At 70.8% G+C, this 25,532-nt stretch carries 24 protein-coding genes; 18 read left to right on the top strand and 6 right to left on the bottom strand.

The genetic code is table 11. The annotated features are described in order from the left end of the window. Positions 1 to 18: 18 nt before the first annotated feature. Positions 19 to 777 carry a rhomboid family intramembrane serine protease gene (locus tag ABZ928_RS33835; protein ID WP_361527355.1) on the bottom strand — a complete coding sequence of 253 codons (759 nt, stop codon included), beginning with the start codon at positions 775 to 777 and terminating at the stop codon, positions 19 to 21. Positions 778 to 941: 164 nt separating this feature from the next. Here ABZ928_RS33835 and ABZ928_RS33830 point away from each other — a divergent pair, with 164 nt between their 5' ends. The 5 genes from ABZ928_RS33830 to ABZ928_RS33810 all read left to right on the top strand — a co-directional run bounded on the left by ABZ928_RS33830 (position 942) and on the right by ABZ928_RS33810 (position 6,382). Then, positions 942 to 1,181, top strand: coding sequence for a hypothetical protein (locus ABZ928_RS33830; RefSeq protein ID WP_361527353.1), 240 nt, complete (start codon positions 942 to 944; stop codon positions 1,179 to 1,181). Between the two features lie 36 nt (positions 1,182 to 1,217). After that, the gene (locus ABZ928_RS33825) at positions 1,218 to 2,561 is read left to right on the top strand and encodes an NYN domain-containing protein (protein ID WP_361527351.1); all 1,344 of its coding nucleotides are present in this window, start codon (positions 1,218 to 1,220) and stop codon (positions 2,559 to 2,561) included. Positions 2,562 to 2,874: 313 nt separating this feature from the next. Further along, positions 2,875 to 3,909 (top strand): NlpC/P60 family protein, encoded by a 1,035-nt coding sequence (locus tag ABZ928_RS33820; protein ID WP_361527349.1) that lies wholly within the window; start codon positions 2,875 to 2,877, stop codon positions 3,907 to 3,909. A gap of 236 nt (positions 3,910 to 4,145) precedes the next feature. Beyond that, positions 4,146 to 5,159 carry an NlpC/P60 family protein gene (locus tag ABZ928_RS33815; RefSeq protein WP_361527347.1) on the top strand — a complete coding sequence of 338 codons (1,014 nt, stop codon included), beginning with the start codon at positions 4,146 to 4,148 and terminating at the stop codon, positions 5,157 to 5,159. 32 nt (positions 5,160 to 5,191) lie between these two features. Next, positions 5,192 to 6,382 carry a hypothetical protein gene (locus tag ABZ928_RS33810; RefSeq protein ID WP_361527345.1) on the top strand — a complete coding sequence of 397 codons (1,191 nt, stop codon included), beginning with the start codon at positions 5,192 to 5,194 and terminating at the stop codon, positions 6,380 to 6,382. Here ABZ928_RS33810 and ABZ928_RS33805 read toward each other — a convergent pair. Next, a complete protein-coding gene (locus ABZ928_RS33805; protein WP_361527343.1) occupies positions 6,339 to 6,896 on the bottom strand; it encodes a PadR family transcriptional regulator in 558 nt (185 codons plus the stop codon). The genes ABZ928_RS33810 and ABZ928_RS33805 overlap by 44 nt on opposite strands. A 120-nt stretch (positions 6,897 to 7,016) precedes the next feature. Here ABZ928_RS33805 and ABZ928_RS33800 point away from each other — a divergent pair, with 120 nt between their 5' ends. Beyond that, a complete protein-coding gene (locus ABZ928_RS33800) occupies positions 7,017 to 8,318 on the top strand; it encodes an MATE family efflux transporter (protein WP_361527341.1) in 1,302 nt (433 codons plus the stop codon). A gap of 141 nt (positions 8,319 to 8,459) precedes the next feature. Here the strand turns inward: ABZ928_RS33800 and ABZ928_RS33795 are convergent, their stop codons facing one another. Further along, on the bottom strand, positions 8,460 to 9,701 hold the full coding sequence (locus ABZ928_RS33795) for a glycosyltransferase family 87 protein (protein WP_361527339.1): 1,242 nt from the start codon (positions 9,699 to 9,701) through the stop codon (positions 8,460 to 8,462). Between the two features lie 166 nt (positions 9,702 to 9,867). On the opposite strand from ABZ928_RS33795, the gene ABZ928_RS33790 reads away from it, so the two are divergent. Next, positions 9,868 to 11,010, top strand: a complete 1,143-nt coding sequence (locus ABZ928_RS33790; RefSeq protein WP_361527337.1) for a glycosyltransferase family 4 protein — start codon at positions 9,868 to 9,870, stop codon at positions 11,008 to 11,010. 83 nt (positions 11,011 to 11,093) lie between these two features. Next, the gene (locus ABZ928_RS33785; protein WP_361527413.1) at positions 11,094 to 12,680 is read left to right on the top strand and encodes a GMC oxidoreductase; all 1,587 of its coding nucleotides are present in this window, start codon (positions 11,094 to 11,096) and stop codon (positions 12,678 to 12,680) included. A 28-nt stretch (positions 12,681 to 12,708) separates the two neighbouring features. On the opposite strand, the gene ABZ928_RS33780 is transcribed toward ABZ928_RS33785, so the two are convergent. Next, positions 12,709 to 14,505, bottom strand: coding sequence for an AMP-dependent synthetase/ligase (locus ABZ928_RS33780; protein WP_361527335.1), 1,797 nt, complete (start codon positions 14,503 to 14,505; stop codon positions 12,709 to 12,711). Positions 14,506 to 14,816: 311 nt separating this feature from the next. Here ABZ928_RS33780 and ABZ928_RS33775 point away from each other — a divergent pair, with 311 nt between their 5' ends. The 6 genes from ABZ928_RS33775 (at position 14,817) to ABZ928_RS33750 (ending at position 19,958) form a co-directional block, all read left to right on the top strand. Continuing rightward, a complete protein-coding gene (locus ABZ928_RS33775; protein ID WP_361527333.1) occupies positions 14,817 to 15,614 on the top strand; it encodes a metallophosphoesterase in 798 nt (265 codons plus the stop codon). 131 nt (positions 15,615 to 15,745) lie between these two features. Beyond that, positions 15,746 to 16,186, top strand: coding sequence for an SRPBCC family protein (locus tag ABZ928_RS33770; protein ID WP_361527331.1), 441 nt, complete (start codon positions 15,746 to 15,748; stop codon positions 16,184 to 16,186). A gap of 86 nt (positions 16,187 to 16,272) precedes the next feature. Next, a complete protein-coding gene (locus ABZ928_RS33765; RefSeq protein WP_361527329.1) occupies positions 16,273 to 17,442 on the top strand; it encodes an ArsA-related P-loop ATPase in 1,170 nt (389 codons plus the stop codon). Positions 17,443 to 17,499: 57 nt separating this feature from the next. After that, entirely contained in the window at positions 17,500 to 17,976 is a 477-nt protein-coding gene (locus ABZ928_RS33760; RefSeq protein WP_361527327.1) for a DUF5304 domain-containing protein, read from the top strand. A gap of 165 nt (positions 17,977 to 18,141) precedes the next feature. Further along, positions 18,142 to 19,095, top strand: coding sequence for an ROK family glucokinase (locus ABZ928_RS33755; RefSeq protein ID WP_289915594.1), 954 nt, complete (start codon positions 18,142 to 18,144; stop codon positions 19,093 to 19,095). Positions 19,096 to 19,235: 140 nt separating this feature from the next. After that, on the top strand, positions 19,236 to 19,958 hold the full coding sequence (locus ABZ928_RS33750) for an endonuclease/exonuclease/phosphatase family protein (protein WP_361527325.1): 723 nt from the start codon (positions 19,236 to 19,238) through the stop codon (positions 19,956 to 19,958). A 152-nt stretch (positions 19,959 to 20,110) separates the two neighbouring features. Here ABZ928_RS33750 and ABZ928_RS33745 read toward each other — a convergent pair whose 3' ends face one another. Further along, positions 20,111 to 20,677, bottom strand: coding sequence for a hypothetical protein (locus ABZ928_RS33745; RefSeq protein ID WP_361527323.1), 567 nt, complete (start codon positions 20,675 to 20,677; stop codon positions 20,111 to 20,113). Beyond that, positions 20,670 to 21,449 carry an alpha/beta fold hydrolase gene (locus tag ABZ928_RS33740; RefSeq protein ID WP_361527411.1) on the bottom strand — a complete coding sequence of 260 codons (780 nt, stop codon included), beginning with the start codon at positions 21,447 to 21,449 and terminating at the stop codon, positions 20,670 to 20,672. Before ABZ928_RS33740 ends, ABZ928_RS33745 begins: the two co-directional genes overlap by 8 nt. A 160-nt stretch (positions 21,450 to 21,609) precedes the next feature. On the opposite strand from ABZ928_RS33740, the gene ABZ928_RS33735 reads away from it, so the two are divergent. The 4 genes from ABZ928_RS33735 (at position 21,610) to ABZ928_RS33720 (ending at position 25,492) form a co-directional block, all read left to right on the top strand. After that, a complete protein-coding gene (locus tag ABZ928_RS33735; RefSeq protein ID WP_361527409.1) occupies positions 21,610 to 22,356 on the top strand; it encodes a lysophospholipid acyltransferase family protein in 747 nt (248 codons plus the stop codon). 101 nt (positions 22,357 to 22,457) lie between these two features. After that, entirely contained in the window at positions 22,458 to 23,681 is a 1,224-nt protein-coding gene (locus ABZ928_RS33730; RefSeq protein ID WP_361527321.1) for a DUF5931 domain-containing protein, read from the top strand. Further along, entirely contained in the window at positions 23,678 to 24,355 is a 678-nt protein-coding gene (locus ABZ928_RS33725; RefSeq protein ID WP_361527319.1) for a response regulator transcription factor, read from the top strand. Before ABZ928_RS33730 ends, ABZ928_RS33725 begins: the two co-directional genes overlap by 4 nt. 108 nt (positions 24,356 to 24,463) lie before the next feature. Continuing rightward, positions 24,464 to 25,492 carry a 6-phosphofructokinase gene (locus ABZ928_RS33720; RefSeq protein WP_361527317.1) on the top strand — a complete coding sequence of 343 codons (1,029 nt, stop codon included), beginning with the start codon at positions 24,464 to 24,466 and terminating at the stop codon, positions 25,490 to 25,492. The last annotated feature ends 40 nt before the right edge of the window (positions 25,493 to 25,532 follow it).

Here is a 25,532-nt window from a genome sequence, read left to right as displayed (position 1 = left end):
ACTGCTGGGGATCTCACCCTACTCGGCGTCCAACGGGCCTGGCTTTTCTGCCGGGGGTCCGGGGGTTGTCCCCCGGGAAGACACAGCAGTCGCAGGGGGGAATCGGACCCACGCGAAGGCGAAGCCCAGGCCGAAGCCCACCAGGTGCGCCAGATACGCCACCCCCGGGCCCTGTGCCGCCCGCCCCGCCGCCAGCCATTGCAGCGCCGCCCAGAAGGGCAGCACCACCCAGGCCGGGAAGCGCAGCGGCAGGAAGAAGAGGAAGGGGAGCAGGCTTGTGATCCGTGCCCCCGGGAACAGGTACAGGAACGCGCCCAGGACCGCCGAGATCGCCCCGGACGCGCCGACCAGTGACTGTTCGGAGTCGGCGTTGGCGGCCGCGTAGCCGAGCAGGGCGAGATAGCCGCAGCCGACGTAGAAGAGCGTGAACTGGACGCGGCCCATCCGTTCCTCGGTCAGCACCCCGAAGACGTAGAGGAAGAGCATGTTGCCCAGGAGGTGGACCCAGCTGCCGTGGACGAAGAGGGCCGTCGCCGGGGTGAGGGCGGCTCTGGCGGAGCCCTCGAACAGTTCTGCGGGGACCACGCCCCAGCGGTGGAAGTAGGCGCGCTGCGTGGCGAGCAGCGCGTCGCCGGAGCCGTACGCCGGATTGAGGCCCGCCGCCGGGCCGATCACGAAGAGCGCGCAGCACAGAGCGATGAGGCCGTAGGTCACCGGTGCCGAGACCCACAGGGTCCTGCTCGTCCGGCCGACCGCGCTGCGCCAGTTGCTGATCATGAACACAGAGCATGGCGTAACGGGACGCATGCGAACAGACCGCCTCGCCGCCGTGGACGGGCCAGCGGTGAGTACCCGCCAGGCCGTAGGGTTACGGCCACACGTGCCGGGGGACCGGCGCGTCGCGGACAATGGAAGACCTAGTAGGAATGAGCACAGGCACGATGACGGTTCCTCTGCCGACCGACTCGACGCGGTGGCGCTGCACCCTCTGCGGCAACCTCACGCGCTTCGACGTGACCCGCTCGTCGAAGGTCGTCGAGTACGTCCACCTCGACCTGGCCGGTGAGCCGAACGTCGAGGAGCGCGAGGTGGTCAGTGAGACCATCGAGTCGGTGCGCTGCCGCTGGTGCAACGCCGTGGATCAGGTGGAACTCGTGGACAGGCCGGGCGCCGGCTCCTGACGGAGCGGGACCCGCACAGCTAGTGGGGTGTGACGGATGGTGGAGAGCGCAGGCGGGGGGCCGGGCGACGGCGCCGCTGAGGTGCTCGACCGTCCGCTGCCCGACGGCGTGCGCCGCCGGGTCGTACAGATCGTGTCGGACGGCTTCGGCGGGCTGACCGTCGGCGAACTGCCCGCACAGCTCAGACAGTACGCGCGCTTCGCGCCGAACCGGCGGGCCAAGTTCGCCGGCAACGCGATGGCCGCGGCGCTGGAGACCGACCCGCTGTTCCGGCAGCGGATCGGGGAGAAGTTCAGAGAGGCCCAGCCGGAGCTCTGCGGGGCCCTGGACTCGGGCGCGCCGCCCCCGGCCGCGGATCCGCTGGACGTGGCGGCCGCGGCCTATGTACTGCGCCCCACGGGCTGGGTGAAGCTCGTGACCGCCGCAGGCGAGGAGGCCCAGCGGGCCGACGCCGAACGCGCCGACGAGGAGAGCCGGGCCGAACTGGAGCGGCTGCGCGAGGAGCTGGCGGCCGCCAGGGACCACACGCGCGCCGAGACCGAGCGGCTGCGCGTCGAGCTGGACTCCGCCAAGAAGGAAGCCGAATCGCTTCACCGCAAGCTGCGCGCGGCCCTCAGCGACGTCAAGCGCGGTGAGGCGGCGCTGCGCAAGGTGCAGGCCGAGATCGAGACCGTGCGCTCCGAGGGGCAGACGCAGGTGTCCGCCGCCGAGGGCGAGTCCCGGCGGCTCAAGGCCCGTCTGGGTGAGGTCGAGGCCGCCCTGGAGGCCACCCGGCGGGCCGCCCGCGAGGGGCGCAGCGTCGAGGACATGCGGGTACGGCTGCTCCTGGACACCGTGCTCGACGCGGCCCAAGGGCTGCGCCGGGAGCTGGCGTTGCCGCCGGTCTCCGTACGCCCCGCCGAGACCGTCGACGCGGTCGAACCGGGACGAATGACCCCGAAGGACATCGCCGCGCGGGCCCTGTCCGAGCACGATCCGGCCATCCTGGACCAGCTGCTCGCCCTGCCCCAGGCGCACTTGGTGGTCGACGGCTACAACGTCACCAAGACCGGCTATCCCCAGATGCCCCTGGAGAAGCAGCGTCTGCGGCTGCTCGGCCAGCTCTCGCAGCTCGCCGCCCAAACCGGGGCAGAAGTGACATGTGTCTTCGACGGCGCCGAGCTCGCCGCACCGGTGCTGCTCGCGCCGCCGCGCGGGGTGCGGGTGCTGTTCTCCAAGCCGGGTGTCACGGCTGACGAGTTGATCCGTCAGCTGGTGCGCGCCGAGCCGCCGGGGCGGCCGGTCATCGTCGCCTCCACCGACCGCGAGGTCGCCGACGGGGTGGCCAAGGCGGGGGCCCGGCCTGTCGCTTCCGCGATGCTTCTGAAGCGTCTGTCCTGAGCATCGAAGTCCGGCTGCCCCGGGCCTCGTTCGCTCCGGCCTGGCTCGCATTGCTCGCGCCGGCGACCTCGCGATGTGTCTTTTCTGCTGGGGGTCCGGGGGTTATCCCCCGGGAAAATGCAGCATGCCCGAATTGGCGCTTTCGTGACACAACGTAGCGTCAATCGAGCGTTACCGCATGTGAGTTGTGTGTAAAGAATGCAGTCCGTGACCGATTTTTTCGCTTGAGGATTTGAATGATCACAAGAAGGTCACTAGGGTCTGGGCTCGAACCTCCGAACGGGTGATCACTCACAAGAAGGAGCTCACCTCCGTGGCGTCCCATCGTCGACCCAAGCAGCCGAGCCGCACGCGCGTGACCGTGCTGACCACCGCTGCTGCCGCCGCAGTCGCTTTGAGCGCCAACGCCGCCAACGCGGCGCCGAGCGAGAAGCCGAGCAAGGACGAGGTCAAGTCCAAGGTCGACAAGCTCTACGAAGAGGCCGAGCAGGCCACCGAGAAGCTCAACGGGGCCAAGGAGAAGCAGGAGAAGCTCCAGAAGGAGATCTCCACCATCCAGGACAACGTCGCCCGCGGCCAGGAGGAGCTCAACGAGCTGCGCGACTCCATGGGCCTGGCGGCCGCCGCCCAGTACCGCACGGGCAGCATCGACTCCTCCCTCCAGCTCTTCCTGTCGTCGAACCCGGACGACTACCTGGACAAGGCCTCCACGGCCGACCAGCTCAGCGCCCAGCAGGTCGAGGCGCTGAAGAAGATCCAGGAGAAGCAGCGCGAGCTCGCCCAGGAGCGTTCCGAGGCGTCCGAGAAGCTCAAGGACCTCTCGACCACCCGGACCGAACTGGCCAAGAAGAAGAAGGAAGTCCAGGCCAAGCTCGCCTCGGCCCAGAAGCTCCTCAACACGCTGACGGCCGCCGAGAAGGCCGCCCTCGCCGCCGAGGAGTCCCGCGCCAGCCGCTCCGCCAGCTCCCGCGTGGACCTCGGCAACACCGCTTCCGCCTCCGCGCGCGGACTCGCCGCCTTCCAGGCCGCCCAGACCAAGCTCGGCTCGCCGTACGTCTACGGCGCCTCCGGCCCGTCCTCCTTCGACTGCTCGGGCCTGACCTCCTGGGCCTTCGCCCAGGCCGGTGTCTCCATACCGCGCACCTCGCAGGCCCAGGCCAGCGCCGGTACCCGCATCTACTCGCAGAGCGACCTCAAGGTCGGCGACCTGGTCATCTTCTACAGCGACCAGCACCACGTCGGGATCTACGCCGGCAACGGCCAGGTGATCCACGCCCCGCGCACCGGCACGGTCGTCCGTTACGAGTCGATCGGGAACATGCCGTTCCAGTTCGGCGTCCGGATCTGAGCCCCGTACTTCTTTCGTACTCCTTCAAGATCACGACACCGCACCGCCCGAACGGGCGAATCGTGACAACGTGAACTGACCCCGCACCCCGCCCATGACCTGCGTCAGGGGCGGGGTGTCACGTTCCGTGCCCACGGAGGTCGTTGGTGGCCGCCCGGTCGCAGGGTTACTGTCGGCCGCGTTTCCCTCTCGTAGGGGATGGTCCTTGTCCGCCAGCGGAAGGAGTGCGGCTTCCCGTGGGGTTCCATCGCCGCCTTGTACCGTCCGGGTTCGACCGGGGCGCGTCCGCCGCGCTCTGTGTCCTGTCAGCCACCGCCGCGGCCCTCGGGGCCGTACCGGCCTCGGCCGCGCCGCACGACGACACCCGTGCCGAGGTGGACCGCCTCTACGAGGAGGCAGAGAAGGCCACCGAGGCCTTCAACAAGGCCGACGAGCGCGCCGACACCCTCCGCGAGCAGGTCTCCACCGCGCAGGACCGCATCGCCCGGCAGCAGCAGCGCATCAACTCGATGCGGGAGGCGCTCGGTTCGCTGGCCGGCGCCCAGTACCGCGCCGGCGGCATCGACCCCTCCCTCGCCCTGCTGTTCTCCGACGACCCGGACGACTACCTGGACAAGGCCGCCGCCCTGGACCGGATCACCGCCCACCAGGCCGGTGAACTGAAGGACCTCCAGGAGGCGATGCGCGAGCTCACCCAGGAGCGGGTGGAGGCGGCCGGGAAGCTCTCCGAGCTGGAGAAGAGCCGCAAGGCCGTCGCGTCGCACAAGCGGACCGTCGAGAAGAAGCTCGCCAAGGCCCGCGAACTCCTCAACTCCCTGCCCTCCGACGAGCGCGCCGCCTACGACCGGGCCTCCCGCTCCGGCCGCGAGGACATGCCCGACCTCGGCGGCGCGGTCCCGCCCAACGCCCGCGCCGGTGCCGCGGTCGCCGCCGCGCGGGGCGCGCTCGGCAAGCCGTACGTGTGGGGCGCCACCGGCCCCTCCGGGTTCGACTGCTCGGGCCTGATGGTGTGGTCGTACCGGCAGGCCGGGGTCGCCCTGCCGCGCACCTCACAGGGCCAGCGCTACGCGGGACGCCAGGTCCCGCTCTCCCAGGCGCAACCCGGTGACCTGGTCACCTACCGGTCGGACGCCAGCCATGTCGGGATGTACGTCGGCAACGGCCAGGTGATCCACGCGCCCTACCCCGGCGCGCCCGTGCGCTACGACCCGGTGGGCATGATGCCGGGGGCCACGGTCACCAGGGTCTGACCTTCGCCTCGTCCCCGCCGTACGATCGTGAAATGGCTGGTCGAAGGCGGGCGTCGCGGCACGGCGTCATAGCGCTGTGCCTGCTGCTCGTCTCGCTCGTGGCGTGCGGCGGCAGGCCTGCCTCGGACACCGCCAGGGCTGATGTCCAGCGGCTCCTGGATCGCCGGGCGGCCGCCGTCCTGGACCGGGACGCGGCGGCCTTCCGGCAGACGGGCGCCCTGGACTGGTTCGAGAACGCGCGCGGGGTGCCCTTCGCCGCCTGGGCCTATCGCCTGACCGGCCTGCACCGCGACGGCGCCACGGCCACCGCCGACGCCGAGCTCAGCTACCGCATCGAGGGCTACGACAACGCCCCGGTCAGCGTCGGCCGCACGCTCACTCTGAGCCTGGACGCGGGCGGGCAGTGGTACGTGGACGGGGAGAAGCCCGCCGAGAAGTCCGCCGAGCAGCTGTGGGACCAGGGCGCGGTGACCGTCGTCCGCGGCGAGCACAGCCTCGTCCTGGGCGCCGGGCAGCCGACCGAGAAGCTGCACTCCTACGCCGACCTCGCGGACCGGGCGGTTCCGGCCGTGTCGAAGGCCTGGGGCGCCGACTGGGCCGGGCATGTCGTCGTGCTCGTACCGACGTCCCTGGAGGGCATGGCCGGGCTGCTCGGCTCGCCCGCCTCCTCGTACCGGGGGATAGCCGCCGTCACCACCGGCGAGACGGGCGCCCCCGCGAGCGCGCCCGCGGACCGGATCATCGTCAACCCCGACGCGTACGGCGTCCTCGGCAGTGTCGGCAAGCAGGTCGTGCTGACCCACGAGACCACCCATGTGGCCACCCGCGCCGCCACCACCGCCGCCACGCCCCTGTGGCTGTCCGAGGGGTACGCGGACCGGATCGGCTACCTCGGCTCCGGGCGCTCACCCGTCCAGGCGGCGCCCGAGCTGTGGCAGGCGGTGACCGAGGGACGGCTGCCCGCCGCGCTGCCCGAGGACTCGGACTTCGGGTTCAGCGGGAACGCGAACCGGCTCGCACAGGCCTACGAGAGCGGCTGGATGGCCTGCCGGATGATCGCGGACCAGTGGGGCGAGGCGAAGCTCCGGGAGTTCTACAAGGCCGTCGGCGGGCACAAGCAGCGGGCCGGGGCGGTCGAGGACGCGCTGGACCGGGTCCTCGGCACGAACCTCGACGACTTCACCGCGCGGTGGCGGGACTATCTCCGGGATCAGCTCGACTGAGCCGCTCTATGGCCTCCTCCAGCCAGGTGCGCTCCGCCTCGCCGGTCGCGCGGGCGACCCGCAGCATGCCCTCCCGGAACAGATCGCCGCTCTCCTCGGCACGGACGGGCTCGCCGCCGTCGTAGAAGAAGCTCGTGGGGGTGTCGAGGAACTCCAGGCGGCGGCGGAGCACGGCGGCCTGTTCAGCGCGGTCCGGCAGGTGGCGCAGGAACGTGAGGACCGTGTTGAAGCGGACCTGGTCGGTGATCTCGACCGGCTTGGGGTGGCGCAGCCGCTCCAGGAGGTCCTCGCGGCCCTCGTCGGTGAGGGAGAGGGTGCGGCGCGGGGCCGCGCTCGCGCCCGGCTCGGTGTGCTCGTCGAGCTTGCCGGCCTTCAGCAGACGGGTGATCGCGGGGTAGAGGGCGCCGTCGCTGACCGGGCGGACATGGCCGCTGAGGGCCTTGATCCGCTCCTTCAGCTCGTAGCCGTGCAGGGGCTCTTCGGCCAGGAAGCCCAGGATCGACAGCTCCAGCACGCCGATTCCTCCTTGTGGTTGTCGTAGCGCCATGATACCTCTTATCGAGCTACCTCGTTTCGATGTATACCGTTTCGAGGTGGCTCGTATCGAGATAGCTCGTGTCGAGGGGGATTTCTCATGGACAGTCATCGTCGGCAGCTCGTCGCGCTCGCCCATCCCGTCTACTTCTCGCTCCTCGCCTCCGTCGCCGCCGGGATCATCAACACGGTCTGGGTCTCCCGGCTCGGCGGACCGGCGGTGGCCGCCGTCGCGGTCGCGACCAACACCGAGAACGTGCTGCTCGGTGTGGCGCTGGTCTTCGGCTCCGGTACGACCGTGCTGGTCGCGCACGCCAGGGGCGCCCGGGATCCGGGGGCGGTGCGGGCGGCAGTGCGCGGCGGGTGGGCGGTGTTCGGGGTGGTCACGCCGGTGGTCGCGGCGGGCGGGTATCTGCTGCGGGAGCCCCTCGCCCGGCTGGTCCTGGGCGGGGGTGAGGCGCTGCCGCTCGCCGTCGGGTACTTCGCGATATCGATGCCGGGCATCGCCGTCTTCTTCGCCCAGCAGCTCGTCGACGGCATCCTCAAGGGCACGGGGGACACGAGAACACCGATGCGGCTCGCCCTGCTCGCCAACGGGCTGATCCTCGTCTGCGACCCGTTCTTCATCCACCTGTACGGCGTCCGGGGCGCCGCCGCCTCGACGGTGCTGTGCCGGGGCGTGGCGCTGGGGGTGGGGCTGGTCGCCCTGCGGCGGAACGCGCTGCTGCGTGCCGCCACCGGGCCCGGCGTGGCCTTCCTGCGGACGCTGCGCACCGGACTGCCCATGGCCGCCGACTTCACCGTGCGCCAGGGCGGGACGCTCGTGCTGGTCGCGATCGTGGCACGGCTCGGGGTGACGGCGGTGGCCGGCTACTCCATCGCCTACAAGGTCATGTACGTCGCCACCATGGGCTTCTACGCCGTCCGGCAGGCCGCCTCCATCCACACCGCGCATCTCCTGGGCGCCGGGCGGGACGAGCGGCGGGCGATCGGGCGGCAGGCGGTGCTGGTGTCCGGGGGGTTCGGGCTGGGGGCCGCCGTCCTGCTGGCGGTCACCGCTCCCTGGATCATGGCCGCCTTCGGGGCCGGATCAGGCGTCACCGACGACGGGGTGCTCTTCCTGCGCTGCATAGGCCCCTACCTGCTCCTGATGGCCTGCTTCATCGCCCTCGGCGGGGTCTTCGAGGGCGGCGGGGGAGCGCCGGTGCTGCTGCGGGTGACGCTGCTGGGGACGGCGCTCCAACTGCCGCTGGCGTACGCGCTGTCGGGGCTGGGGCTGCCGGGGGTGTGTCTCGCGCTGGCGCTGGCCATGGCGGTGCAGTGCGGGGTGGTCGGTGCGGTGTTCCCGAAGGTCCGGAGTCAGGAGGAGGCCGAGGCGTTGGTGGCGCGGGCCTCGGTCTGAGGGGCGGTGATGTCCCGGGCTGGGGCGGTGCCGTCGAACGCCATGGTCGCAGGGCGTCAAGGGGTGTGGTGGCGATCGGCGGGTGTTGCCGGGCGGAGGAGCGGATGGTGGGTGGCGGAGCCCTGCTCGGGAGCGCCGGCGTCAGGAGGAGACCGAGGTCTCCTCCTCGGCGGTGAGCGTGGCCTGAGCGGGCAGCGGGGCCTCGGGCTCGGCCGGCACCGTCGAGCGCCACAGGTTCACCGCCGCCAGCACGGTCGCGGCGACCAGCAGGCCGTTGCGAACGAACAGCAGGGTGACGCCGAGACCGTCGCTCGCGACCACGTTCCCGAAGTAGACCGGGAACTCCAGGACCGTCACGAAGGAGGCCACCAGGACGATCACGGCGGGCACCGCCATCCGGCTCGCCCGGAAGCACAGGCAGACGGCGGCGAGGCCGATCAGCCAGACCATGTACTGGGGGCTGATCACCCGGCTGGTCGTGGTGAACAGCAGGACCGCCACGAAGGCCGCGTCGGCGGCGGTGTGCGCCTCGAACCGGGTCGCCCTCAGCCGCCACAGCAGCAGCCAGGCGAACGCGACGGCGGTGAGGGCGAGGGCGGCCGTGCTGACGATGTTCACCCAGGGGCCGAGGAACTCGACCGAGCCGTAGTTGAGCAGCACCTGGCCGTCCCAGCCGTACTGCCGGGCCACGTGGAAGACGAGCGAGCCCAGCGACTCCACCTCGGTGCCCCGGTCGGCCTGGAAGGTCAGGAAGGCGAAGGCGCCGGGCATGGTCACGGAGAACAGGGCCGCGAGACCGGCGACGGTGCCCACCGCCCAGGCCCAGGTGGCGCGGCTGCGGACGGCGACCAGGAGCAGCACCGGCCACACCTTCAGCATCGCCCCGAGGCCCACCAGGGCGCCCATCACCCGGGGGTGCCGGGCGCCGGCGAGGAGGGCCGCCACTGCGACGGCGGTGACCATCACGTCGTAGCGGGCGTAGACCGTCGGGCCGAGCAGCGGCACGCCCACCACCCACACCCAGGCGCCGCGCAGCGAGCTGCCGGGGCGCAGGCCCGTGTACAGGAGCAGGGAGAGGACGATCAGATCGGCGACGAAGGCGAGGACGAAGAAGGCGGTCGCGTACTGGAGGAACGGCAGCAGCGCGGGGGAGAGGATCGCCAGCGCGGCGGCCGGCGGGTACTGCCAGGTGACGTCGTCCAGCGGGAACGTTCCGGTGCGCAGGACGTCGTACCAGCCCTGGTAGATCACCGAGACGTCGCTGGTGACGTCCGGGCCGGGGAAGACGAACACCTTGAGGACGAACAGGAGCAGCAGGAGCCTCGTCAGGCCCCAGGTCACCAGCAGTCCGGCCGGAGACCGCCTCGCACCCGCAATGTCCACCGGAGCCCCTGTTCGCGCGTTGCCACTCTTGAGATGGCCATGATGTACCGGTCACCTGTGTGCTTGCCATAAACGCGGCCGTGCCGAGCTGCGCGCGGGCCGTTCGGAGGGCTGTGCGCGGGCCGTTCGGCGGGCTCGGCGGGCGCTTTGGATAGGGTCGGCGGCGATGCACAGGACCCTGATCGTGACGAACGACTTCCCGCCGAGGCCGGGTGGTATCCAGGCCTTTCTGCACAACATGGCGCTGCGGCTCGACCCCGAGCGGCTCGTCGTCTACGCCTCCACCTGGAAGCGGAGCAGGGAGGGGATCGAGGCTACGGCCGCGTTCGACGCCGAGCAGCCCTTCACCGTCGTACGCGACCGTACGACGATGCTGCTGCCGACGCCGGGCGTCATGCGTACGGCGAGCGGGCTGCTGCGGGAGCACGGCTGCACGTCGGTGTGGTTCGGGGCGGCGGCGCCGCTCGGGCTGATGGCGCCCGCGCTGCGGAAGGCCGGCGCCGAGCGGCTGGTGGCCACGACCCACGGGCACGAGGCGGGGTGGGCCCAGCTGCCCGCCGCGCGGCGGCTGCTGCGCCGGATCGGGGAGGGGACGGACACGATCACCTACCTCGGCGAGTACACGCGGTCGCGGATCGCGGGGGCGCTGACGCCCGATGCGGCCTCGCGGATGGAGCGGCTGCCGCCCGGGGTGGACGAGAAGACCTTCCATCCGGGGTCGGGCGGCGACGCCGTACGGGCGCGGCTCGGGCTGACGGACCGGCCGGTGGTGGTGTGTGTCTCGCGGCTCGTGCCGCGCAAGGGGCAGGACACGCTGATCCTGGCGATGCCGAGGATCCTGGCCGCGCAGCCGGACGCGGTGCTGCTGATCGTCGGGGGCGGGCCGTACGAGAAGGAGCTGCGGAGGCTGGCGGCGGAGACGCGGGTCGCCGACTCCGTGCGCTTCACCGGTGCCGTGCCGTGGGCCGAGCTGCCCGCGCACTACGGCGCCGGGGACGTCTTCGCCATGCCGTGCCGGACCCGGCGGGGCGGGCTCGATGTCGAGGGGCTCGGGATCGTGTACCTGGAGGCGTCCGCGACCGGGCTGCCCGTGGTCGCCGGGGACTCCGGCGGGGCGCCGGACGCCGTGCTCGACGGCGAGACCGGGTGGGTGGTGCGCGGCGGCTCGGTGGAGGAGACGGCCGAGCGGGTCGTCGTGCTCCTTGAAGACCCGGAACTGCGGAGCCGGATGGGGCAGCGGGGGCGGGAGTGGGTCGAGGAGAAGTGGCGGTGGGACCTGTTGGCGGAAAAGTTGAAGACGTTGCTATAGCCGGAGGCGGATAATCCGCCGATGCTGCGTCCATGACAGCAAAACTGATGCAGCGTCAGCTGACGAGACGTCACATCCTGGGCATGGTCGCCCTCCAGACGGCCGCCGCCTCGGGTCTCACCCGCATCGGTCTCCAGTCGGCACAGGCCGTCGAACCGGCCGCCGTCGACAACGCGCCCGCCATCGTGGTCGGTTCGGGCTACGGCGCCGCCGTCGCCGCCCTCCGCCTCGGTCAGGCGGGCATCCGCACGATCATGATCGAGATGGGCCGGCTCTGGAACACCCCCGGCTCCGACGGCAAGATCTTCTGCTCCACCGCCAGCCCGGACCAGCGCTCCATGTGGTTCCGCACCCGCACCGAGGCGCCGCTGGCCACCTTCCTGTGGCTGGACGTCGTCAACAAGGACATCACCCCCTACCCCGGCGTCCTGGACCGGGTGCACTTCGCCAACATGTCCGTGTTCGTGGGGCGCGGCGTCGGCGGCGGCTCGCTGGTCAACGGCTGTATGGCGGTGACCCCGCTGAAGTCGTACTTCGCCGAGCAGTTCCCGACCGTCGACGCGAACGAGATGTACGCGACGTACTTCCCGCGCGCCAACTCCATGCTCGGCGTCAACACCGTCGACCCGACCTGGTTCGAGTCGACGGAGTGGTACCGCTTCACCCGGATCTCCCGCAAGCACGCCCAGAACACCGGCCTGAAGACCACCTTCGTGCCCAGCACCTACGACTTCGCCTACATGCAGAAGGAGGCCGCGGGGACGGCCACCAAGTCGGCGCTCGCCCAGGAGGTCATCTACGGCAACAACTACGGCAAGAAGAGCCTCGACAAGACGTATCTCGCCGCGGCGCTCGGCACCGGGAACGTCACCATCAACACCATGGAGCGGGTCAGGGCCGTCAGCCGGGCGAGCGACGGGACGTACGTCCTGACCGCCGACCGGATCAACGACGCCGGAACGGTCGTCGAGACCAAGCAGTACAGCTGCACGTACCTCTTCCTCGGCGGCGGGAGCCTCGGCACCACCGAACTCCTCGTGCGGGCACGGGACACGGGCACCCTGCCCGCCCTGGACGCGAGCGTCGGCGCCGGATGGGGGCCCAACGGCAACACCATGCTCGGCCGGGCCAACCATCTGTGGGACACGGTCGGGGCGAACCAGTCGACGATGCCGGTCATGGGCATCGACGACTGGGCGAACACCTCCAACCCGGTCTTCGCGGAGATCGCTCCTTTACCCACGGGACTCGAGCACTGGGTCAGCCTCTATCTGGCGATCACCAAGAACCCGCAGCGGGCCGCGTTCACGTACGACAGCGCCACCGACGGCGTGAAGCTCGGCTGGACCGCCGCCCAGAGCGCGGTGTCGTCGGGCATGGCCAAGAAGCTGTTCGACCGGATCAACTCGGCGAACACGACCATCTACCGGACCGATCTGTTCGGCACGCCCAGCAGGACCTTCGCCGACGACTTCACCTACCACCCGCTGGGCGGCTGCGTGCTGGGCAAGGCGACCGACAACTACGGCCGGGTGAAGGGGTATTCGAAGCTGTACGTCACCGACGGCTCGCTCGTGCCCGGGTCGATCGGGGTGAACCCGTTCGTGACGATCACGGCGCTCGCCGAACGGACGATGGCGCGGGTCCTCGTGGAGGACACCGCGCCATAAGCCTCGTACAGCGTTTTCAACGGGCGTACTACTTCTGGTAGATCGCCTCGATCTCGTCCGCGTAGTCCTTCGCCACCACATTGCGCTTGAGCTTCAGGGACGGCGTCAGGTGGCCCGAGTCCTCCGTGAACTGGGAGGAGAGAATGCGGAACTTCCGCACCGATTCCGCCTTCGACACCGCGGCGTTGCCGTCGTCGATCGCCGCCTGGACCGCCGCGTTCAGGTCCGGGTCGTCGACCAGCGACGCCGCGGTGACGCCCGCGGGCTTGCCGTGCTCGGCGGCCCAGCGGCCCAGGAACTCCTCGTCGATGGTGACCAGCGCGCCCACGAACGGCCGCCCGTCGCCCACCACCATGCACTCCGCGACCAGCGCGTGCGCGCGGATACGGTCCTCGATCACGGCCGGGGCGACGTTCTTGCCGCCCGCGGTGACGATGATCTCCTTCTTGCGGCCGGTGATCCTGAGGTAGCCGTCCTCGTCGAGGGTGCCGATGTCACCGGTGTGGAACCAGCCGTCGGCCAGCGCCTCCTCGGTCGCGCCCGGGTTGTTCCAGTAACCCGTGAACAGGTGCTCGCCGTGCAGCAGGACCTCGCCGTCGTCGGCGATCCGGACCACCGAGCCGGGCAGCGGCTGGCCGACCGTACCGATCTTCTGCCGGTCCCAGGGGTTGAAGGCGGTGGCCGCACAGGACTCGGTCAGACCGTAGCCCTCCAGGACCGTGAAGCCGATGCCGCGGAAGAAGTGACCGAGCCGCTCGCCGAGCGGGGCGCCGCCGGAGATGGCGTACTCGCCCTTGCCGCCGAGGACCGCGCGCAGCTTGCTGTAGACCAGCTTGTCGAAGGTCTTGTGCTTGATCTTCAGGCCGAGGGACGGGCCCGACGGGGTGTCCAGCGCCTTGCTGTAGGCGATCGCGGTGTCGGCGGCCTTGTCGAAGATCTTGCCCTTGCCGTCCGCCTGCGCCTTGGCACGCGCCGAGTTGTAGACCTTCTCGAAGACGCGCGGGACGCCAAGGATCAGGGTCGGCCGGAAGGAGGCCAGCTCGTCGGTGAGGTTCTTGATGTCCGGGACGGTGCCCAGCTTGATCGGCGCCATCATCGGCGCGACCTGCACCAGACGCCCGAAGACATGGGCGAGCGGAAGGAACAGCAGGACCGAGCACTCACCGGTGCGGAAGAGGGGCCGCAGCCGCTCCACCACGTTCCCGCACTCCGCGAAGAAGCTGCGGTGGGTCAGCACACAGCCCTTCGGGCGGCCGGTCGTGCCCGACGTGTAGACGATGGTCGCCGGGTCGTCGGCCTTGGCGAGCGAGCTGCGCTCCTCCACGGCGGCGTCGGTGACGTCCTGCCCGAGCCGCCCCAGCTCCTCCACACCCCCGGCGTCGATCTGCCAGACGTGCTTGAGGGCGGGCAGCTGGTCGCGCACAGACTCGACGGCGGCCACATGGGTGTCCAGCTCGACGACGATGGCGGTGGCGCCCGAGTCGGAGAGGATCCACTGGACCTGCTCGGCGGAGCTGGTCTCGTACACCGGAACGGTGATCGCGCCCGCGCACCAGATCGCGAAGTCGAGCAGCGTCCACTCGTAGCGGGTGCGGGACATCAGGCCGACGCGGTCGCCGGGCTGGACGCCGGAGGCGATGAGCCCCTTGGCGGCGGCGTGCACCTCGGCCAGGAAGGTCGTGGCCGTCACGTCCTGCCAGGCGCCCCCCACCTTGCGGGCGATCACGGCGACGTCGGGATGCTGCGCGGCGTTTCTACGGACGATGTCCGTGAGATTGCCGTCCGCAGGGACCTCGTACAAAGCCGGAAGGCTGAACTCGCGCAAGACTGCTGCTCCTCATAGGGCGCCGGCGCCACGACGTTGTGCGATGCGACGGTGCGGTCCAAGGCTCGGGCAGGTGCCCGGGATCCGCAGCGGCTGGGCCACTGGTTGAAATCCTGAGCACGACTGGACTGCCCGGACGTTACCCGCCGGTATGGCGTCTCCGACAGGGGGGTCCGGCGAGATGTTCGCTGCGTCACACAGATTGGTGTCTCTTTTCGCGCACAGTAGTCCACCCATTTGATGACTAGCCAGTAACCGCAGGTCCCGTCGCCACTGTTCACGTATGCCGCACACGCCTACCCTTGATCGTCATGGCACCCACACCCACCGGTAACCGGAGGACTCGCGTACATGTGGTCAGCGACGTGCACGGCAACGCACGTGACCTGGCCGCCGCCGGTGCGGGCGCCGACGCCCTGATCTGCCTGGGCGACCTGGTGCTGTTCCTCGACTACGCCGACCACTCCCGCGGCATCTTCCCGGACCTGTTCGGGGTGGAGAACGCCGACCGCATCGTCGAACTGCGCACCGCCCGCCGCTTCGAGGAGGCGAGCGCGTTCGGCGCCCAGCTGTGGGCCGGCATCGGCATGGACCGGGCGGCCGCCATCGAGAAGGCGGTGCGCAAGCAGTACGCCGAGATGTTCGCGGCCTTCCCCACACCGACGTACGCCACCTACGGCAATGTCGACATACCGCCCCTGTGGGCCGAGTACGCCGGACCGGGCACGACCGTCCTCGACGGCGAGCGGGTGGAGATAGGCGGACGGGTGTTCGGCTTCGTGGGCGGCGGGCTCCGGACACCCATGCGCACGCCCTACGAGATCAGCGACGAGGAGTACGCGGCGAAGATCGAGGCGGTGGGCGAGGTCGACGTGCTCTGCACGCACATCCCGCCGGAGGTGCCCGAGCTGGTCTACGACACCGTCGCGCGCCGCTTCGAGCGGGGCAGCCGGGCGCTGCTCGCCGCCATTCACCGGACGCGGCCCCGGTACGCGCTGTTCGGTCATGTCCACCAGCCCCTTGTCCGGAGGATGCGGATCGGGGCCACCGAGTGCGTCAACGTGGGGCACTTCGCGGGGAGCGGCAGGCCCTGGGCGCTGGAATGGTGACCGGGCGGTGAAGTCGGGCGCTCACGTGCGCGGTAGCCTTCACGCTGCACACACGTGCGCAGGACCACCTTGTGAGGAGACCTGCGCGAGCAGACCTGCCCTACCGGCCCGCATCTGGAGGAGCCACGGCGATGGCGGAACACACCAGCTCGAGCATCACGATCGAGGCGGCACCGGCCGACGTCATGGGGGTGATCGCCGACTTCGCCCGCTACCCGGACTGGACCGGCGAGGTGAAGGAGGCGGAGGTCCTCTCGACGGACGCCTCCGGCCGGGCCGAGCAGGTGCGGCTCGTCATGGACGCGGGGGCGATCAAGGACGACCAGGTTCTGGGGTACACCTGGACCGGGGAGAACGAGGTGTCCTGGACCCTCGTCAAGTCTCAGATGCTGCGGTCGCTCGACGGGTCGTACATTCTCAAGGCGACGGGGTCGGGGGCGACGGAGGTCACGTATCTGCTGACCGTCGACGTCAAGATTCCGATGCTGGGGATGATCAAGCGGAAGGCCGAGAAGGTCATCATTGATCGGGCGCTGGCTGGATTGAAGAAGCGGGTCGAGTCGGGGAAGTAGCTGGTTCGTCGCCGGGTGCGGGTGCGTTTGGGCTGGTCGCGCAGTTCCCCGCGCCCCTAGGTGGGTCTGAGTTACCGTTCCTTTCCATGCGCACCCTCCTGATCACCGGGGCGGGTGGCAGTGGTCGTACGACTGTTGCCGCTGCCACCGCTCTTGCCGCTGCCCGCTCAGGCATCCGCACGCTCGTCCTGAGTGCCGATCGCACCGACAGTCTCGGTTCGGTGCTCGGTGTGGCCACGGGGTCGGTGCCTGTGGAGGTCCGGGAGGGGCTCACCGCCTGGCGGCCCGATGCCGCCGCCGGGTTTCGGGATGATCTCGCGGGGTTCCAGGAGCGGGCGGCCAACGTTCTCGATCTTCTCGGTGCCTCTCGGCTCGACGCCGAGGAGGTGACGCCGCTCCCCGGCGCCGAGGAGCTGACCCTCCTGCGTGCCCTGCGGGACGCGGTGCTGGCCGAGCGGCACGATCTGCTGGTCGTAGACCTGCCACCCGCTCCGCAGGCCCTCGCGCTCCTCGCCCTCCCCGAGGAACTGCGCCGCTATCTCCGCAGGCTGCTCCCGCCCGAGCGGCAGGCGGCCCGCGCCCTGCGCCCCGTCCTCGGGCGGCTCGCGGGCATCCCCATGCCGTCGGAGTGGCTGTACGAGACCGCGGCTCGCTGGGACATGGAGCTGGGCGCGGTCGAGGCGGTTCTCGCGGACCGGAACACCGTCGTACGGCTGGTCGCCGAGCCCGGTCCGGCCGGGGCGGATGCCGTGCGTTCGGCGGGGCTGGGGCTCGCGCTGCGGGGTCTGCGGCCCGACGTCCTGGTGGCGAGCCGGGTGCTGCCCGAGGAGGCGGGGGACGGGTGGCTCGCCGGGGTCGCCGCGCAGCAGCGCAAGGCGGTGGAGGAGTGGCAGGAGTCGTACGACGTGCGAGTCGTCCGGCATCTCGGTCACGATCCGCGCGGTACCGACGACCTCGTCACGCTCGACGTTCCCGGTGCCGAGCGCACCACCTCCGTCGTCGAGTGGCCCGTCGAGGACCGGCTCGGTGCGGACGGAGTGCTGGTGTGGCACATCCCGCTTCCCGGCGCGATACGGGACGAGCTCGACCTCATCCGGCGCGGTGACGAACTCGTCGTCAGCACCGGGCAGTTCCGCCGGATCGTGTCCCTTCCGTCCGCCCTGCGCCGCTGCACCGTCGCCGGGGCCGCCCTGCGTGACGGGGAGCTGTGCGTCCGGTTCGCGCCGGACCCGGATCTCTGGCCGGAGACACGGTGAACGTGGTACCCCCGTTCGGGTAACGTCGTAGAGACGAACCGCAGTCAGGAGTCCGTCATGAGCGAAGAGCTCCCCCCGTCAGACGCCGTCGAACACGAGGCCGTCGACGAGGTACGGGCCACCGACGCCGACGCCTGGGCGACGGCGTGTGCCGAGGATCTCGCGGCGGAGAAGGCCCGCCGTCGTGCCGAGTACGGTCCGCCCCCCGGGTCGGCCGCCGAGGAACTGCGCAAGCTCGTCGACGCCGTCACCGACAAGCTGTCGTCGATCCAGTCGCCGCTGTTCGGAGCGGTGGCCGGACCCGCCGCCCAGCAGGTGGCCCGCCAGGTCGTCCAGCAGGCCAAGGCCGCCGTCGAGCCCGTCATCGAACGCAACCCGGACGTCTTCGACCACCTGGCGGCAGCCGGCAACGAACTGCTGGCCGCCTACCGCTCCGCGGTCCAGGCCCAGGAACAGCGCTGGACCCAACGGGACAGCAAGCCCCGCCAGGGCGGCGAGGAGCCCGGCCCGGGCGAGCGCATCGACCTGGACTAGAGGCGGGTGAGGGCCTGCCGCCGGACTCCCATCTGCCTGGAGGGGCCTGGCACGCACTCCCACCAGGCCCCTCCAGGTCCGCCCTCCGGGCGGACGACGGGAGTCTGGCGGCGGGCCCTCAGGTACGGTGGGCCGTAGCGGGGCTCGACCGAAACTGAGGGATTCATGGGACTCACCATCGGCGTCGACATCGGCGGCACGAAGATCGCGGCCGGCGTGGTCGATGAGGAAGGCAACATCCTCTCGACCCACAAGGTGCCGACCCCGGGCACGCCCGAGGGCATCGTGGACGCCATCGCTTCCGCCGTAGAGGGCGCTCGTGCGGGGCACGAGATCGTCGGCGTGGGCATCGGCGCTGCCGGTTACGTCAACCGGCAGCGCTCCGAGGTCTACTTCGCGCCCAATATCCACTGGCGCAACGAGCCGCTGAAGGAGAAGGTCGAGGCCCGCGTCGGCCTCCCCGTCGTCGTCGAGAACGACGCCAACGCGGCCGCGTGGGGCGAGTACAAGTTCGGCGCCGGCAAGGGCCACCGCAACGTCATCTGCATCACGCTCGGCACCGGCCTCGGCGGCGGCATCATCATCGGCAACAAGCTGCGCCGCGGTCACTTCGGCGTCGCCGCCGAGTTCGGCCACATCCGGATGGTCCCGGACGGCCTGCTGTGCGGCTGCGGCTCGCAGGGCTGCTGGGAGCAGTACGCCTCCGGGCGCGCGCTCGTCCGGTACGCCAAGCAGCGCGCCAACGCGACCCCCGAGAACGCCGAGATCCTTCTCGGCCTCGGCGACGGCAGCCCCGACGGCATCGAGGGCAAGCACATCTCCATGGCCGCCCGCCAGGGCGACCCGGTCGCCGTCGACTCCTACCGCGAGCTCGCCCGCTGGGCCGGCGCCGGCCTCGCCGACCTCGCCTCCCTCTTCGACCCCTCCGCGTTCATCGTCGGCGGCGGCCTCTCGGACGAGGGCGAACTGGTCCTCGACCCGATCCGCAAGTCCTACAAGCGCTGGCTGGTCGGCGGCAACTGGCGCCCGGTGGCCGACGTCATCGCGGCCCAGCTGGGCAACAAGGCCGGGCTGGTGGGCGCGGCAGACCTGGCAAGAGAGCCCGACCCGATCATGTAAATGAGGGGCGGGCGCGACCCACCCAAGGGGCGCGGGGCTGTATCAACGTGCGGCTCCGCCGCGTGGGCGCGACAAGCCACGACGAAGCGGCAGTCGCGCATCTACCTCGCGCCCCTCCCCATGGGGCGTAAATTACCCGCATGCCGCCCGAGAGTTCAGCCCTCATCCGAGTCCTGAGCTACAACATCCGCTCCATGCGAGACGACACAGACGCGCTGGTCAGAGTGATCCGCGCCTGCGCGCCGGACCTCGTACTGATCCAGGAAGCCCCCCGTTTCTTCCGCTGGCGCAAGAAACTCGCCCGCCTGGCCCGAGCAGCCGACCTCGTGATCCTCTCCGGCGGCGCCACAGCCGCAGGACCGGCGATCCTCTGCAACCTCCGAGCCACCGTCGAACGCACGGAAGACGTCCTTCTCCCGCTCACTCCGGGACAGCACCGGCGCGGGTTCGCCACCGCCGTCGTCCGGCTCGGCGGCGCCCGCCTCGGCGTACTGAGCTGTCACCTCAGCCTCCAGAAGGACGAGCGCTACGAGCAGGCCGGCATGCTCCTCGACCGCCTCGCCGGCATGGGCGTGGAACACGCGATCGCGGGCGGCGACCTGAACGAACGCCCCGGCGGCCGTACCTTCGCCCGCCTCTCCAGCACCCTCCAGGACTGCTGGACCGTGGCCCCGGACGGCGGCGAACACACCTGGACCCGCACCGAACCCCATCAGCGCATCGACGCGATCTTCGCGACGAAGGGCATCGAGGTGCTCGGCTGCGGGGTCCCGCTCGGGCAGCCCGGGGTGGTCGACGAGGATCTCAGGCGGGCGACGGATCACCTGCCGGTACTGGCCGTGGCCCGGGTGCCCGCGATCTGAACCACATCCGCCGGACGGAGTCCGGCGCAGCCGTCCGAAGCCTGTGAGGCCCCCTCGGGGCCGAGCAGTGCGAGGGCGGCATCCAGAGGTACTGCCTTGAGGGCGGCCACGGACCATCTCCCGGTCCTGGCCACCCTCAAAGTCCCCGTCGGCTAGACGACCGCACCCCGCCCGGGGTCGTCGTCCTCGTCCTCGTCCGTCCGCATCCGCGCCACCAGCGTCGCGAACCCGCCCAGGAACCCGCCGATGCCGAGCGTGGCGAGCCACCAGGTCATGTCCCAGCTGAGGAGCACCGCGAGGAGCAGCAGCAGCGGTCCGCCCAGGACCGCCAGCCACGCGAACTTCGCGGTGGTGTCCGCGGCCGGCAGCGGCGGCGGCTCCGGCGGGATGAAGTGGCCCTCGTCGTCCTCGTCGAAGTCCTCCTCGGAGGCGTCCGGCGTCACGTAGTCGCGCGGGCCGACACCGGGCGCGAAGGCGACGGAGCTGCCCAGCGGCTTCGAGGACGCGGGCGTCTCGTCCTCCTCCTTGGGCCTCTCGTCGTTGGTCTCCGGTTCGAGAAGTGCCAGATCCTCGACCGACTTGAACGGCTTGGCACCCGGCGGATCCTTGGGCTCCTCGCCGTACCCGGCCACGATCGCCTCCCAGGCCGCCGCCTCGTCGAAGGGGACGCCCTGCTCTTCCGGCTCGCGGTCCTCGCGGTCGGAGTCGTGCTCAGCCACGTGCGGCCGTCCCTTCCTTGCCGATACCGGGTGCGAGCCGGTCCATGAAGGCGAAGCTCTCCTCGAAGATCCGCTCCGCGTCATGGTCCAACGTCGCCACGTGGTAGCTCTGTTCCAGCACGATCTCCGATACGTCCGTGGAGGACACCCGGCTCAGCACGAGCGCGGAGTCGACCGACGGCACCACATGGTCCTCGGCGCTGCGCAGGAGCAGCAGCGGCTGCGTGACCTGCGGGAGCTCGCCGTCGACGAGGCGGAAGAACTTCCGCAGGGAGTGCGCGGAGTGCAGCGGGACGCGGGTGTACCCCAGCTCGTGGGCGCCTTCCTTCTTGATGTCGTCGGCGATCCCCGGCGTCGTCCGGAGCAGATGCCGGGCCACCGGAAGGGCGTACGGCGCGAGGCCGTGCATACGGTTCGCCGGGTTGACGACGACCACGCCGGTCACGCCCTCGCCGTGCTTGGCGGCCAGCCGCAGGGCGAGGGCGCCGCCCATGGACAGGCCCGCCACGAACACCTCGGTGCAGCGCTCGCGCAGGGCGCGCAGCTCGCGGTCCACCTCCGCGTACCAGTCCTGCCAGCCGGTGAGCGCCATGTCCTCCCAGCGGGTGCCGTGCCCGGGAAGGAGGGGCAGCGACACGGTCAGGCCGCGCTCGGCGAGGTACTCCGCCCAGGGGCGCAGCGACTGCGGGGAACCGGTGAAGCCGTGGCAGAGGAGGACGCCCGTCTCTCCGCCCTCGTGGCGGAACGGCTCGGCTCCAGGGAGGACCGGCACCTTCGGTCTCCTGTTCATGAGAAGGGTGTGAACGTGTCCAGGTGTGGTTCACCGTACGCGACCGCACTGACACCGACCAGGGTCGTCGGGGCCTTTGACGGTGCTCCGGGTTAAGGTCTGATCGACAGACACAGGAGGCACGGGGTTGTTGTACGGAACGATGAAGGTCGCCATCGGCGGGCCGCTGAAGGTCGCCTTCAGGCCCTGGGTGGAAGGCCTCGAGAACATCCCGGCGGACGGCCCCGCGATCCTGGCGAGCAATCATCTGTCCTTCTCGGACTCGTTCTTCCTGCCCGCGGTCCTCGACCGCAAGGTCACCTTCATCGCCAAGGCGGAGTACTTCACCACGCCGGGTCTGAAGGGCCGCCTCACGGCCGCGTTCTTCAAGGGCGCGGGCCAGCTCCCGGTGGACCGCTCCGGCGCGCGCGGCGCGGGTGAGGCGGCGATCAAGGCCGGCATCGAGGTGCTGGAGCGCGGCGAGCTGTTCGGGATCTACCCGGAGGGCACCCGCTCGCCCGACGGCCGCCTCTACCGGGGCAAGCCGGGCGGCCTCGCGCGCGTGGCGCTCGCCACCGGCGCTCCGGTCATCCCCGTCGCGATGATCGACACGGAGAAGATCCAGCCGCCCGGGCAGGTGATGCCCAAGCTGATGCGGCCGGGCATCCGCATCGGCGAGCCGCTGGACTTCACCCGGTACCAGGGCATGGAGCACGACCGTTTCGTGCTGCGCGCCGTGACCGACGAGGTCATGTACGAAATCATGAAGCTCTCCGGCCAGGAGTACGTCGACATGTATGCGACCGCCGCCAAGCGGCAGATCGCGGACGCGGCGAAGGCCGAGAAGGAAGCGGAGAAGGCGGCCAAGGCCGCCCTCGCGAAGGCCGAGAAGGAACGCTCCGAGTCCTAGCAGGGGCTTCGGGGGGGGCAGGGAGTGAGTGAGCTGGAGGGCGCGGCGTACCGGCTCAGGCGCCCGGAGGCGAACGACCAAAAATAGGGGGTGGCGCGGGTATGGCCAGGCGTGAGCGTGTGATGAGGATGTCGGTGGAGCTGCCGCTGTGGCGCGCGCTCACCGGCTACCGGGTGCTGACCATGCTGTACGCGGTCGGGCTGTTCGCCACCAACTACGAGAACTACGACCGCGCGGGCATCGCTTACGCCTACTTCGCCGTCCTGATCGTCTGGACGCTCGCCACCCTGCCCCGGGTCCAGAACGAGGCCGCCTGCACCAAGCGCTTCCTCGCCGTCGACCTCGGCATCGCGCTCACCGGCATCCTCCTCACGCCGCTGGCCGTCAGCGACCACCACATCGACACCGGCGGCCCGACCCTGCCGTCGATATGGACCGCGGGCTCGGTCCTGGCGTTCGCCATCAAGGGCGGCTGGCGCTGGGCCGCGTTCGCCTCCACCCCGGTCGCCGCCGCCAACCTCATCGAGCGCGGCGCCCCGGCCCGGGACACCGTCCACAACGTGATCCTCGTCTGGGTCGCCTCCATCGCCATCGGTTACGTCGTCGAGGTCGCCCGCGCCTCCGAGCGCACCCTCGCCCGCGCCCTGGAGATCGAGGCCGCGACCAGGGAGCGGGAGCGGCTCGCGCGGGACATCCACGACAGCGTGCTCCAGGTGCTCGCCATGGTGCAGCGCCGGGGCGCGGTCATCGGCGGAGAGGCGGCCGAGCTGGGCCGGATGGCGGGCGAGCAGGAGGTCGCGCTGCGCACGCTGGTCTCCGGCGGGCTGATCCCCGTCTCCTGGGCCTCGGAGGACGCGGCGCAGGGGGCGGTCGTACGGGCCGTGGACGAAGGCGACGAGCCGGAGCCCGGCGGTCCCGTCGATCTGCGGTCGCTGCTCGCCCCGTTCGCCGCCGCCAAGGTCAGCCTCGCCGAGCCCGGCGCTCCCGTGGAGCTGCCTCCGGCCGCCGCGAAGGAGCTGGCCGCCGCGGTGGGGGCCGCCCTGGACAACGTACGGAAGCATGCCGGGGAGGACGCGCGCGCGTGGATCCTGGTCGAGGACGAGCCGGACGAGGTCGTGGTGACCGTGCGGGACGACGGGCCCGGGATTCCCGAGGGGCGGCTCGCGCAGGCCGAGGGGGAGGGGCGGCTCGGGGTCGCGCTGTCGATCCGGGGGCGGCTGCGTGAGCTGGGCGGCAGCGCCGAACTGATCTCCGTGCCCGGACAGGGCACCGAGGTCGAGCTGAAGGTACCGAAGGTTTCGCGGGGGAAGGCAGGAAAGCGATGAGTGAGCAGCGGGGCCCGATCAAGGTGATGGTGGTCGACGACCACCCCATGTGGCGCGACGCGGTCGCCCGCGACCTGGCCGAGTCCGGCCTGGACGTGGTGGCCACCGCGGGCGACGGCGAGCAGGCCGTACGCCGTGCCAAGGCCGCCGGGCCCGATGTGCTCGTGCTCGACCTGAACCTGCCGTTGAAGCCGGGGGTGCAGGTCTGCAAGGAACTCGTCGGGCACAACCCGGCGTTGCGGGTGCTCGTGCTGTCGGCGAGCGGTGAGCACGCGGATGTGCTGGAGGCCGTGAAGTCGGGGGCGACCGGCTATCTGCTGAAGTCGGCTTCGACCGAGGAGCTGCTCGACGCGGTGCGGCGTACCGCCGTCGGCGATCCCGTCTTCACGCCCGGCCTCGCCGGTCTCGTCCTCGGTGAGTACCGGCGGCTCGCCTCCGAGCCCGCGCCCGCCCCGGACACCGACCAGCCCAAGGCGCCCGAGCTCACCGAGCGGGAGACCGAGGTGCTGCGCCTTGTGGCGAAGGGGCTGAGCTACAAGCAGATCGCCGAGCGGCTGGTCATCTCGCACCGCACGGTCCAGAACCACGTCCAGAACACCCTCGGCAAGCTGCAACTCCACAACCGGGTGGAACTCGTTCGGTACGCCATAGAGCGCGGGCTTGACGACGAGTAAATCAACGGGCCGCTGATTCACCGGAATTGCCCTTCCCGCCCATCCCTGTGTGACCTGGATCACCATTAGCGTGACTCCCACAGGCAACCGCGGCGAAGGGACATTTCCATGCGGGTCGGAGTACTGACCGGAGGCGGCGACTGCCCCGGGCTCAACGCCGTCATCCGGGGCGTCGTCCGCAAGGGCGTGCAGGAGTACGGCTATGACTTCGTCGGCTTCCGGGACGGCTGGCGAGGTCCCCTGGAGAACGACACCGTCCGCCTCGACATCCCCGCCGTGCGCGGCATCCTGCCCCGCGGCGGCACCATCCTCGGCTCCTCGCGGACCAACCCCCTGAAGGTCGACGGCGGCATCCGGCGCATCAAGGAGAACCTCGCCAAGCAGGAGGTCGAGGCGCTCATCGCCATCGGCGGCGAGGACACCCTGGGCGTGGCCGCGCGCCTCACCGACGAATACGGGGTGCCCGTCGTCGGCGTACCGAAGACCATCGACAACGACCTGTCCGCCACCGACTACACCTTCGGCTTCGACACCGCGGTCGGCATCGCCACGGAGGCCATCGACCGGCTGCACACCACCGCCGAGTCCCACATGCGCGTCCTGGTCTGCGAGGTCATGGGCCGGCACGCCGGCTGGATCGCCCTCCACTCCGGTCTCGCCGGCGGCGCCAACGTCATCCTCATCCCCGAGCAGCGCTTCGACGTCGAGCAGGTGTGCGCCTGGATCACCTCCCGCTTCAAGGCCTCCTACGCCCCGATCGTGGTCGTCGCCGAGGGGGCCATGCCGAGGGACGGCGACGTGGTCCTCAAGGACGAGTCGCTCGACTCCTTCGGGCACGTCCGGCTGTCCGGGGTCGGCGAGTGGCTGGCCAAGGAGATCGAGAAGCGGACCGGCAAGGAGGCCCGTACGACCGTCCTCGGGCACATCCAGCGCGGCGGCACCCCGAGCGCCTTCGACCGCTGGCTCGCCACCCGGTTCGGGCTGCACGCCATCGAGGCCGTCCGGGACGGCGACTTCGGCAAGATGGTCGCGCTGCGCGGGACGGACATCGTGCGGGTGCCGATCGCGGAGGCGACGGCGAAGCTGAAGACGGTCGATCCGAAGCTGTACGAGGAGGTCGGCGTCTTCTTCGGCTGACGGGTGTTCCTCGGCTGACCGGTCTTCTTCGGCTGAGTCC

The organism is Streptomyces sp. NPDC046909 (assembly GCF_040644695.1).
GTDB lineage: Bacteria > Actinomycetota > Actinomycetes > Streptomycetales > Streptomycetaceae > Streptomyces.
This window is presented reverse-complemented; position numbering and strand designations above follow the sequence as displayed.